We start from the raw sequence: 9,896 nt of genomic DNA, 5'->3' as shown, positions 1-9,896 counted from the left end.
CAGACGGCTGCTTTCGACCCATTGCAGCCGTTCGGCATGTGGCTAAAATCGACCAAGAATAGACAGCCACCCATAAGTGAGAATTGATGTTTACGTGCCCATGCTGCGGATATGCAGTCTTCGAGGAACACCCAGGGTCATACGGAATTTGCCCAATTTGTTTCTGGGAGGATGACGTGTTCCAACTCTACTACCCTCACCAGGCGGGTGGCCCGAATAGATGTAGCTTGATTGAGGCGCAGGTGAACTTCGTCCAATTCGGTGCCTGCGAGCGAACCATGTCGAAGAATGTGCGAGTGGCTAGCGATAGCGATGTGCGTGATGGCGAGTGGTTCCCGCTCTGGGCTCGCCGAGTTGCCATTCCAGATCCCGACTCCGACAACCAGCATCCTCAACACATGAAGTCGAAGTACGACCTCTACTATTGGCTGCGGACCTAGCAGCGCGGAATGGCGTACTAGGTCCACAATGGGTCGGAAGGTGACATTTGTGGTCGTCGCCGATTTGGCTGCTCTGCGGCCAGGCCCGAATAGCCGTTGACCTATACTGCTCTGATCAAATAGCCGGAGCAGCAGCGTGAAGAAGACCCTGGCGGGAGTTATCGAGGCGGGTGAGCCGCTGATTCGGCAGGCCATCGATGCGCTGCGCCGCTACTATGCGGCTCAGGATGCTGGTCAACCAGAAGAGGTCGTCGAGCGCCTGCGGCTGGAGGCTGAGTCGCTGTACCAGGCTGTCACCGAGTACCAGCTGCGGTCGTTTGGCGGACCTGCACACACGCTGCACTGAGCGCTAACCCTTCGGCGGCATTGCACCCCAGGTGGCCGGGCAGCCCCTAATATGTCGATTCTTCAGTTCGGTGTTTTCTACCAGAGCGTCGGATAGCTCCCAGGTCATGCGCTCGATCCTGGCGGTCAGCTTGGTGATCTCGGCGGCCTGGGCCTGGTGGATGGCCACCAGCTTCTCGATGTTTTCCCGAGCCCGGTCGAGCTCGTGCCGCAACTGCTCGCACTCGGCTTCGACCAGGCGCGCATGCTGGCGCAACATTTGAACAGGCGTGGGCATGCCCAGCGCGAAGCTGTCGTCTTCGATGATCACGGTGCGGTCTACCGGTACTGTTTGGATATACAGTAATCGAGGTAGGGTAATTCTGACCAGCTCAGGGTGACGAGCTGTAGGAGGAGAGGGGGATTGTGTTCGGTCGACAGGACGCCGGAGGAGGGTATGAGCTTGGGCCAATTCTTGGGCCAATGTATGCGTTTTGGTGCGTGCTTGAGAGGCTGAAACCCCCGAAAACATTGCACTTGAGACCGCCTAAAAACGCTAAAATCATCGCATGGTGATGTTAGCGGTGGAGATCAAAGGGCTTACCTATCAATAACTTATGTGACGCTTTCACAGCCTGAGACCAATTTGAGACCAATCTGGAGCTTTTCAAGCTCCTGCCAATCCGAGGTCGAGTTGATCCAACGTGCATAAGTCGATAAGAGCATCTGCACGCTATGCCCGAGCTGTTGGGCGATAAATGCGGGGTTGAGGCCAGACATTAAGCATATTGTCGCATAGGTGTGACGGCAGTTGTATGGTGGTCGATACCGAACCCCCATTTCTCTGAGGACTGGTCGCCATTGATGGTGAAGGTCCGAAGTTTGTTTCACAAACTCTCCATTCTTCGATGGCGGGAACACGAACGGCGTTTCGGTTACTCGTCCCTTTCCTTGCCTGCGCCGCTCGGCGTACTTCTCTGCATAGTCGATGGCTTGCAAGGCCCTCTCATTGAGCAACACCACCCGCTCTTGGCCGGTTTTGGTTCGCTCCGCCACTTCGCCCAGGGCAATAGTCCTGCGGATCCGCACCACCTTCTTTTCCCTGTAGATGTCCTGCCACTGCACGGCTAGGCCCTCGGATAAACGCACTCCGGTAAAGAACACAAACTCGAAAAAAGCCGCATAGATCCTGCTGATCCAGTGCGAATGGTCGTAAAGCCTGGCGATGATCAGATTCGCCTCGTCGAGCCTGAATGGGTCGATCTCTTTCTTTGAGCGCTTAGGCAACTGCACGGGTTCGGCTGGGTTCCGGTTGATGAGCCCATCAGCGACAGCTGATTTCAGGATGGTCGACAGCTTGACCAGGGCATTGCGCTTGACGGCCGGAGATGTCCAGGTGATCGAGCTTACAAGCCTGCGCAGCATGGTGGTGTTGAGAAAATCTATGCGAACCAATGCCAAGTGCGGCATCCAGTACAGATTTAGTGCGCTTTTGTAGCCGTTCCGGGTCCCCTGAACGATTTCACGACTGTCGAGCCAAATCTGGGCGTACTCCCCGAAGCACGGTATGCCTCCGACCACTGTTGCGGAGCTGGGGAACAGCTCCGCATATTTGTCTTGATCCAGAAGTCCTAGCCGGATCAGTCCGATTACCTTATCGCGAAGTTGGGATGCAGCTTTGAGGCCTTTCGATGTCGTGGGGTAGGGAAGGGTTTCGGTGCGTCGAGTACCTTCCCACATGAAACGGAGGCGGAGCGATCCGTGGTTGATGTCGATCCCTGGGGGTAAATCCATTGGCTTTCGAGCCATTCGTCATACCTCTTCTTGCTATAAATGATGCGGCCGTGGTGCTTTATCCAGATGCCTTCGGGGAGTACGCCGCGTAGGCGCCGACCTTCAAGTGCTCGTTTGGTGCAGCCGAGTAATTCAGCCATGCGTTGCTCGGTGACCTTGTCGACGTCTCCAGGCGCAATGTCGTTGTTCATGGCAGTAGTGCTCCATGCCCACGTCTACTGGCAGGCTTGAGTTGCTGTAGGGGGAGGGGTTACTGAATCTTGCCGGTGAGGCGTTCGCGCCAAGTCAGGCGCCGGGGAAGGTGCTCGCGGCCATCGATCTCGACCACCACATAAGCGCAGCGGTCGAAGGGGGCGTCCCGCTGCTGATTGAGCCAGCAGGCTTCCTTCTGGGCTTCGTCGTAACTGGTTGGGTTCGTGGTGATGCCCCATGAAAGGTTGATAGAGAAAATGGAAAAGGTCGTACGCTTAGGACGAATGTGCTAGATGGCCCTTTGCCTCATGTTCGGTGTGTGAAGCTATTTCCTAAAAAAAATGGCAAAGGACCGGCCCCATGATCGCTTTTACAAGGCAGCTTTTGCCTGCCGCATTACTGTGTAGTGCCCTCGGTGCCCATGCGAGCGAAGTGCTGATGGGCGACTTCTGGGTCGTTCACTACCAGGGTGCCTTGGGCAAGAATCAGGTGTTCATCGCCGACGGTGACCCCAATCACATCGTCAATCGCCCAGGTGGCGCGAAATCATTGGGCGTCTATCAACTTTACGAAGAGCCCGGTAAACCCAACTTCACCGCTTACGATGTCGAAATCGACTGTGCGAAGAACCGCGTGCGCATCATGGGTGCAGCGGATTTCCGCAGCGTGTTCAATGAGCTTCGCAACGCGAAGTATTCCAGCCAATGGCAGAGCAAACCTGACGCCTGGCTGGCGCAAAGCCGTGACTTTGTCTGTAAGCCGACTGAACGCCAGGCCAAGAAGATGGAGCACTTGGGTGTGATGTCCGCGTCGCAAATGAGCAAGTCAGGGCCGCAGTTCTTCCAGATATTGAACCGCGAGGCCGCCAAGACGGCCATCATGCAGAAGATAGATGAAGGGTTCACGCAGATGTCTGCTAAGTAACGCGATCTTCAGGGAGAAGACCTTATGAACCGATTGCTTATGTTGGCCCTGCTCGCCACCTTGCTCAGTGGCTGCGCATCATTATCGGCCAGCAGTGCCTGGAAAGATCGCCCGGTGGGCGAACTGATCGACTTCTTCGGTGTGCCAAGACAGATCATGTTGGCGCCGGAGGAAGATATGGTAGTGCTTAGGTATGTACGTGACAGTCGCTATGTCTCACGTGAAGCAGCGGGTACTTACACGGGGCCACAGAACGGGCAACTTGTGCACGCAGAATACTGGGAAGACGTACAGCACTCAGGCAGTTGCGAGATCAATGTGTTCGTCAACAGAGCGCGACTGGTGCAGAAGGTGCGGACGAAAGGGCGTTGTGTAGCGGTCGAGATGGCGCCGGCAGGGTAACGCATGGGCCACTGGCGAGGACAGATTTCACGAATATGCACATCATCCATTTCGCTTGGAAAGGCGCTGGCAGCGGTACGAGGGGCGGTTGATTGGGGCAAACGCCACATCGAACCAGTCAGACACCGGCAGTTCAGCCAGGGCCTCGTGATCAGCTACTGTCAGGGCAACGGGCTTCATGGTCATAGGTGCTGGGCTTGGGCATTGCTCGTACTTTTCCGCAGTGCTCTGGCAGCAGCTCGTAAGAGACTTCTACGTCAATACCATCGTGATACAGTCGGCCATGCGCTTCGGCGACTGACCAGGAACAAAAAAATCTTGACTCTTGTCGCAGTCACTTGAAAAAGGATTTTGGAAAATGTTAAAGAAACTAACCATACCTGGTTTCACTCTTGCACTTACAGGTTGCGGGCTTCTCCCTCCCCCAGCGCCACCCGCTCCCCCCACCGTCGAGCACTCTATTGCAAGCAAGACCGAAATCGCCGATGCAAAAAGGAAGCTGCTCAGACATATTTCAGACCCCGACTCAGCGAAATTTGAAACTATTTACAAATTCAAGGGGCGTTTCGCTAGCGGTAAAAGCTATGAAGGAGTCTGTGGCTATGTGAATTATAAAGGCGCAGAAGGTGGCTATGAAGGATTTACACCGTTTATGGTCGTTGGAGAAGTGGTCTCGTATTACGGTGACCATTTACCTCATAACTACCATATCCTCAAAAGTTTTTGCACAAAGTCACGCTCGAGCTAAGAGGCGGAGGCCGGTAAGTAAAGGTCAAGTTAGCCTTTGAGATCAATAGTAAGTAGTGCCGTACCTTCCTCGGCTAGTGTCCTGAATGGGTAGTTCGTTAATCTAAAAGCCCCGGAACCATTGGACAAAGCAAAATTAAGTAGATCAACGAGTTAACCGTTCGGGAGCCGGGCTGGATGTTAAAGCATCCGCCCGGCTCGCTTCTTTTCAGCCTGTTGTTTCGCGCATGTAGCCAAAGCGTCAGCGTCTGCGATTCGTTCCGCCAAAGGCTTTTAGGAGTGCGGGTCATGGCGTTTTCCCTCAACCTGCCAGCGGCAGGCGGTTGTTCAGCTCGATCAGCTTCTGGTCGTACTGCTCGACCAGCTCGCTGTACTCCTTCGACTCCCACCAGGATGCGGTGCTGCTGGGTCATGTTGTGGTCCTTTCGTGCAGGCGCCGCCCTCGCCGGGGTGGCGTGATTGGTTGAAGTGGGGTATTGGTGATCGGCCCGTATGGTGTCGAGCTCCATACACTCAGGTAGGATGGGGTATTACGGGTTACCGGCATGGGGCCGGGTCAAAAGGAACTTGAAATGCATCACACCGCCATAGGGCCGTTCAACATCACACTTAATCCGGAAGCTTTGAGCAGCGCTGCTGAAGAAACCGGCCTCGGTCGATTGTCTTTGGACAAGCAGTTTCAGGGTGACCTAGAAGCCACCAGTCAGGGTGAGATGTTGTCTTTTCGCAGCAGCACTCAAGGTTCTGCCGGCTACGTTGCCATGGAAACTGTGCATGGAACCTTGCACGGTCGCAGCGGTAGCTTCGTACTTCAACACAGTTCGACGATGAATCGTGGGACACCCGTTCAGTCCATCACCGTCGTACCTGATTCCGGTACTGACGCGCTTTCCGGGCTAACTGGTAGTATGGTCATCACGATCACCGATGGGCAGCACTCATACAATTTTGACTACGCGCTACCAGATCATCAAATCTGATTTTTGTTGGCTGGCGGGCGCGGGAGGGGCAGGCCGCGCGGACTTTAAAGGTGAGCATCGCTGTGGCGTCTTCGAAGCACTCGTCCAGCTCTTGGTAGGCCCGATACTTAGCCTGGCGAGTGGCCGCCCATACGCGTCGTACGTAATGACGCGCATCGCCGAGCATGTACTTCACATCATCCCAGTCATACATGCCGTTGGTGAGTACCTCGAATTGCTTCAGCGGCAGCTCTTCGGCCATCTCGCCGTACTGCATCTCCCAGGTCGGGTGGTAGTTGCGGATGCGCTTCTTAGATTCGCTGTCGAGGAGGACTCCGAGGTAATGTCCGCAGTCGCGGGTGATGGTGCCCGGCTTGCTATATGCAATCACGCGGCGACCGATGCAGGCCGGCACGCCTGACGACGCAGCGGGCTAGTGAATTAGGTCAACTGCTTCCGCATCAGTGGGTACTGCGCAATTGCACTCCTCTTGACCACCCGATGGCATCGGATTTCACCAGCACGCTTTGTAACCATGATCGGCAAAGAACGGCCAGGAGCTGCTGGGGGACGTAGCAATGACGAAAGAGCAACTATGCTAGGTCTGATGCCGGAATTGATCGAGCAGATCGGGCCTTCCGTCCATACGTCGTGGCAAAACAATGGGAATGGGATCGATCCGCTTGTGTTGATTTGGCCGTTGCTGCATCTCAAGGTAGGTCTGCCGGAGGAGGTCTGAAGTTGCGAATCGCTTTTCTGGTGAACCGGGACGTGGAGAGCAATCTCGCTCTCAATTTCCTGTTGCCCGAAATTCACGAGAGCACAGTGGGAATATTCCTCTCGGAGAGAGTGGGATCGGGCAGGAAGGTGCCACGCATGCTCGGACAACTGGCATTGATCGAGCAGGACCTCTTCAATGCCTTGACCGCTGGGTTAATCGGATCGAGCGACCAGGTCAGCAGCGGGCATCGATTCGGTTTTGCAGAACTGCAGCAACGCTTTGCGGTTCCTGTGCGGGTATTGCCCAGCTTGAGGGATCCTGCGGGCCTGCAAATGCTGCAGGATGCGCGAGCGGATCTGTTCATCTCAATCCGCTTTGGTCAAATCCTGAAGAATGAAGCGTTGGCAATTCCGCCACGCGGCGTCCTCAATCTTCACTCTGGCCTCTTGCCTCAATATCGAGGTGTTCTCGCGACCTTCCGGGCGCTGCTGAACGGGGACCCGGAGATCGGTTGTACTCTTCATTGGATCGACAGTCCCGGCATTGATGTTGGTCGCATCATTGAGACTGCGCGTGTGGCAGTCGAAAAGGAGCGCTCCTTGCTGTGGCACATCCTTTCACTTTATCAACCAGGTGCGCGTCTCATCATGAACGCAATCAGGCGCTTGGAGCGCGATGAGCCCATGACGGGGACGTCTCAAGATCCATCTGCCGGGGCCTACTACTCCTTTCCCGGCGAGGATGACCTGATGCAGTTCACGACACTGGGGTGGCGGCTCTTCGATCGCGAGGACGTTTGGGATCTTTTCGAATCGTACGGATTTCCGTTGCGGATAAGCGCTCCTTGAGAGCTGAACGGCGGCAAGTCTGTGCAATTACCCAGGTACCTTCATAGCTTCAAAGGGTGAGCTGTGCGATCACTTCGTCCGATGACATGACTTCGGCATATTCATCACCGAGTATTGCCAACGTCAGTTCATGAACGGTTGTGGCGTCCCAGGACTTTCCATGCGCCGCGACGACGGGTACGGCTGTTGTGGCGTCTGAGGGAAGGATGATGCTGTATCCGAGTGCTTTTCCCGCACGGACTGTGGCGTCCATGCTGTTATGAATGACAACGCCCGTCAGCACCAAACGCCTTACCTGCATACCTTTTAGAATGGCGTCCAATTCGGTGCCGATGAAGGCGCAGTTCTCCTGTTTGATGATGACGGTTTCTCCCCTTATCGGAGCAACGTCTTTCTTGATGCCATTCCACGGGCCATGGACGTAATAGCTGGATGTAGGCGTCTGTTCATCGTGCTTCACGTGAAGAACTGGCCAGCCGTTTGATCGCCAAAGGTCGAGAAGACGTTGGATCACCGCCAAATACTCAGGATTACTTTTGCCATCCCAAATTGGGCGATCAATGGCATCCTGAACGTCAAGGATAACAAGGGGGATAGGGCTGGGTTGATCCTTCATGTGATTTCATCTCCTTTAGGTGGCGCAGTAGGCTGAGTATTCTGCAACGAACCTTTACCAGCAACTGGATTCGTTGAAATGGAGAGGCGCTGGCGGGCAGCGCGGGGGTACTAAGGGCGGTTGTCGTGGCCGCAATTGCGGCAGTCGTCATAGCAGGGGGATGGCACGAAACGGCCACAGCCGCCGCAGTTCTGGATACTCGTGCGCATTCGCGACCGCTTCGGTTTGGCCAGCTTGATGCCGGTGCCGCGCAGGGCCTGCTTGAGATCGACGTCGTGCCGGTGCACAAGGCGCCGGCGGATGGTTTCGATGCAGTCGGCTGACCAAGCCTTCCGGCGCCCGGCGGCGGGTCGGCAAACCTCGCGCGCGGCCTCCAAGGTGAATTCGGCGGCACGCCCAAGATTGCTGGCCGCTGGGGTCGATGTTCACTACTGCCACATGATTGGTAACGGACTGGGGCCGTTCGTTGGAGGTACAACGCCACTATGCGCGATGATGGCGTGGTACTGGCTTTCCATCCACGCTGGATGGGTGGACAGGGTAGTGGTAGGCTCCCGTCTTTTTGTGATGGATCACTATGATCGACAAGGTAATTCCGACTGCACTTGCTTGTTTCTGTCTTTTGGGCACCTCCACCGCCGCCGCGTGGACAAAGGTAAATGGACGAATACAGCTTCAGACGGAGGAGATCAGCCATTGCGAGACATTGGCGCTCGACGCGGCGGCAGTAATGGTCTCGCGGCAGTGGAACCTTCCGGTGGACTACCTGGATGAGGATGAAGCTCCTAATCAAGCCCGGGAGGAGGCTCGCCTTAGGCTATTAGCCAGCAAAGTCCTATGCCGTGCGTGAGTCCGAGAATGAAAAGACGGAGGAGCTTAAGGCGTTTGTGAATGTGTCCAGACGAAAATGCATTTTGGATTACATTGACTCGACGCCCCCAACTTCCATCAAATAATCGCAACTATTCAACTCCACGCCGTAAACGTCAGGCCAACGCACCTTTCTGACACTTTCGCTTGAGGCGATGGTGCACCATTTGGCCGGCGGAGAACGCATCAGCGGGGTGGCGTCTGGGAGCGTCCCTGAGTTCAATCCGGATTTTCGCTTATGCCAGCTCGTTTGGTTGTGGGACTAGCTAGCAGACCGCGCTGGATAGAAATAACTGCCGCTACGCAGTTGCAGACTGTATACCCAGATCCCGAAAACCAGGGCGTACTCCTTAAACATCGGGAGCGTCAGCAGGTGCACGATAGATCCGCTGCGCATCTGGCTGAGGGAGAAAGTCACGCCTAATGCCAGGGCTAGAATAAAGCACAACGAGCTGCTCTTTTTCCTGCCCAGTAGCATCAACCCGCCTACGCACATCAGAAGTGCTACGGTGCAAACATTGAGCAGCACCAGGATCGAAATATCCCCTTGTCGGGTTTGTTCAAATCCTTCGTTGACCATCCAAAGGCCTGCTTGAATCAAGACGATGAAGCAGTAAAAGACAGTCATGAAGACCGGGACGGGACGTGTGCTGTACCAAGGCTGAGGCATGGTTGCTTCCATAGTGAAGTTGCTCCTGGAGGAGTGGGCGCAGTCGCGGATTATAGGGGGGGTATACGAACCTTTCTATACGAAGCATGGGTGTCTCTGCTGCATAGCCGTCCGGGTATCAGGCCTTGTGTCACTAAACCGATTGCACAAGCTGGCGCCGGGTGTAGCGGTCAACTAATCCCGGACACTGCGTTAAGTTTTTCCTCGGCCACAGCGGGCGCCGGCCCGCTGTTAAATTGATGTGGCCGTTGCCAGTTGTAGCGCTGCATCAAAAACCGGCCGATATCCTGCGGTGCTAACGAAGCGCTCATGTAGCCCACGGTCGGTATCCATTCCGTTTTCAGGCTGCGAAACAACCGTTCCATCGCTGTGTGGGTCAGGCCATCCGG

Annotated in this window: 14 protein-coding genes and 1 pseudogene; 8 read left to right on the top strand and 7 right to left on the bottom strand. The window is 55.4% G+C overall.

Going from position 1 to position 9,896, the window contains the following annotated elements:
* Window positions 1-86 precede the first annotated feature (86 nt).
* Window positions 87-440, top strand: coding sequence for a CPCC family cysteine-rich protein (locus UW3_RS0123440; RefSeq protein WP_081492848.1), 354 nt, complete (start codon window positions 87-89; stop codon window positions 438-440).
* 136 nt (window positions 441-576) lie between these two features.
* Complete coding sequence (locus tag UW3_RS0123435; protein ID WP_010226162.1) at window positions 577-786, top strand: hypothetical protein; 210 nt, start codon at window positions 577-579, stop codon at window positions 784-786.
* A gap of 3 nt (window positions 787-789) precedes the next feature.
* Here the strand turns inward: UW3_RS0123435 and UW3_RS27570 are convergent, their stop codons facing one another.
* The 3 genes from UW3_RS27570 to UW3_RS29910 form a co-directional block, all read right to left on the bottom strand.
* A complete protein-coding gene (locus UW3_RS27570) occupies window positions 790-1,095 on the bottom strand; it encodes a hypothetical protein (RefSeq protein WP_010226160.1) in 306 nt (101 codons plus the stop codon).
* A gap of 284 nt (window positions 1,096-1,379) precedes the next feature.
* Complete coding sequence (locus tag UW3_RS0123425) at window positions 1,380-2,504, bottom strand: site-specific integrase (RefSeq protein ID WP_237716770.1); 1,125 nt, start codon at window positions 2,502-2,504, stop codon at window positions 1,380-1,382.
* Window positions 2,414-2,749, bottom strand: coding sequence for a hypothetical protein (locus UW3_RS29910; RefSeq protein ID WP_237716769.1), 336 nt, complete (start codon window positions 2,747-2,749; stop codon window positions 2,414-2,416). Before UW3_RS29910 ends, UW3_RS0123425 begins: the two co-directional genes overlap by 91 nt.
* Before the next feature lie 361 nt (window positions 2,750-3,110).
* Between UW3_RS29910 and UW3_RS0123415 the strand changes: the two genes are divergently transcribed.
* The 4 genes from UW3_RS0123415 to UW3_RS28455 all read left to right on the top strand — a co-directional run bounded on the left by UW3_RS0123415 (window position 3,111) and on the right by UW3_RS28455 (window position 5,803).
* Complete coding sequence (locus tag UW3_RS0123415) at window positions 3,111-3,674, top strand: hypothetical protein (protein ID WP_010226156.1); 564 nt, start codon at window positions 3,111-3,113, stop codon at window positions 3,672-3,674.
* A gap of 24 nt (window positions 3,675-3,698) precedes the next feature.
* Window positions 3,699-4,076, top strand: a complete 378-nt coding sequence (locus UW3_RS0123410) for a hypothetical protein (RefSeq protein WP_010226154.1) — start codon at window positions 3,699-3,701, stop codon at window positions 4,074-4,076.
* Window positions 4,077-4,434: 358 nt separating this feature from the next.
* Window positions 4,435-4,824, top strand: coding sequence for a hypothetical protein (locus UW3_RS28805; RefSeq protein ID WP_148276813.1), 390 nt, complete (start codon window positions 4,435-4,437; stop codon window positions 4,822-4,824).
* Window positions 4,825-5,395: 571 nt separating this feature from the next.
* Window positions 5,396-5,803, top strand: a complete 408-nt coding sequence (locus UW3_RS28455; RefSeq protein WP_010226153.1) for a DUF3224 domain-containing protein — start codon at window positions 5,396-5,398, stop codon at window positions 5,801-5,803.
* Here UW3_RS28455 and UW3_RS27565 read toward each other — a convergent pair.
* On the bottom strand, window positions 5,745-6,173 hold the full coding sequence (locus tag UW3_RS27565) for a hypothetical protein (RefSeq protein ID WP_010226152.1): 429 nt from the start codon (window positions 6,171-6,173) through the stop codon (window positions 5,745-5,747). The genes UW3_RS28455 and UW3_RS27565 overlap by 59 nt on opposite strands.
* A gap of 485 nt (window positions 6,174-6,658) precedes the next feature.
* Here UW3_RS27565 and UW3_RS0123395 point away from each other — a divergent pair, with 485 nt between their 5' ends.
* Window positions 6,659-7,351 (top strand): formyl transferase, encoded by a 693-nt coding sequence (locus UW3_RS0123395; RefSeq protein ID WP_237716768.1) that lies wholly within the window; start codon window positions 6,659-6,661, stop codon window positions 7,349-7,351.
* Window positions 7,352-7,400: 49 nt separating this feature from the next.
* Here UW3_RS0123395 and UW3_RS0123390 read toward each other — a convergent pair whose 3' ends face one another.
* Entirely contained in the window at window positions 7,401-7,967 is a 567-nt protein-coding gene (locus tag UW3_RS0123390; RefSeq protein ID WP_010226150.1) for an isochorismatase family protein, read from the bottom strand.
* A 577-nt stretch (window positions 7,968-8,544) separates the two neighbouring features.
* Here UW3_RS0123390 and UW3_RS0123380 point away from each other — a divergent pair.
* Window positions 8,545-8,817, top strand: a complete 273-nt coding sequence (locus tag UW3_RS0123380) for a hypothetical protein (RefSeq protein WP_010226148.1) — start codon at window positions 8,545-8,547, stop codon at window positions 8,815-8,817.
* 282 nt (window positions 8,818-9,099) lie between these two features.
* On the opposite strand, the gene UW3_RS0123375 is transcribed toward UW3_RS0123380, so the two are convergent.
* Both UW3_RS0123375 and UW3_RS27555 read right to left on the bottom strand, forming a co-directional pair.
* On the bottom strand, window positions 9,100-9,507 hold the full coding sequence (locus UW3_RS0123375) for a hypothetical protein (protein ID WP_026001487.1): 408 nt from the start codon (window positions 9,505-9,507) through the stop codon (window positions 9,100-9,102).
* Between the two features lie 170 nt (window positions 9,508-9,677).
* A pseudogene (locus UW3_RS27555) lies at window positions 9,678-9,896 on the bottom strand (IS3 family transposase); the annotation flags it as partial.

The organism is Pseudomonas donghuensis, from assembly GCF_000259195.1.
GTDB lineage: Bacteria > Pseudomonadota > Gammaproteobacteria > Pseudomonadales > Pseudomonadaceae > Aquipseudomonas > Aquipseudomonas donghuensis.
This window is presented reverse-complemented; position numbering and strand designations above follow the sequence as displayed.

What these genes read in the sequence shown, in the direction of transcription:
- UW3_RS28805 (WP_148276813.1), top strand. Translation starts at nt 4,435, where the DNA reads ATGTTAAAGAAACTAACCATACCTGGTTTCACTCTTGCACTTACAGGT.
- UW3_RS0123390 (WP_010226150.1), bottom strand. Translation starts at nt 7,967, where the DNA reads ATGAAGGATCAACCCAGCCCTATCCCCCTTGTTATCCTTGACGTTCAG.
- UW3_RS0123410 (WP_010226154.1), top strand. Translation starts at nt 3,699, where the DNA reads ATGAACCGATTGCTTATGTTGGCCCTGCTCGCCACCTTGCTCAGTGGC.
- UW3_RS28455 (WP_010226153.1), top strand. Translation starts at nt 5,396, where the DNA reads ATGCATCACACCGCCATAGGGCCGTTCAACATCACACTTAATCCGGAA.
- UW3_RS0123440 (WP_081492848.1), top strand. Translation starts at nt 87, where the DNA reads ATGTTTACGTGCCCATGCTGCGGATATGCAGTCTTCGAGGAACACCCA.
- UW3_RS29910 (WP_237716769.1), bottom strand. Translation starts at nt 2,749, where the DNA reads ATGAACAACGACATTGCGCCTGGAGACGTCGACAAGGTCACCGAGCAA.
- UW3_RS0123375 (WP_026001487.1), bottom strand. Translation starts at nt 9,507, where the DNA reads ATGCCTCAGCCTTGGTACAGCACACGTCCCGTCCCGGTCTTCATGACT.
- UW3_RS0123415 (WP_010226156.1), top strand. Translation starts at nt 3,111, where the DNA reads ATGATCGCTTTTACAAGGCAGCTTTTGCCTGCCGCATTACTGTGTAGT.
- UW3_RS0123380 (WP_010226148.1), top strand. Translation starts at nt 8,545, where the DNA reads ATGATCGACAAGGTAATTCCGACTGCACTTGCTTGTTTCTGTCTTTTG.
- UW3_RS0123395 (WP_237716768.1), top strand. Translation starts at nt 6,659, where the DNA reads ATGCTCGGACAACTGGCATTGATCGAGCAGGACCTCTTCAATGCCTTG.
- UW3_RS0123425 (WP_237716770.1), bottom strand. Translation starts at nt 2,504, where the DNA reads ATGTGGGAAGGTACTCGACGCACCGAAACCCTTCCCTACCCCACGACA.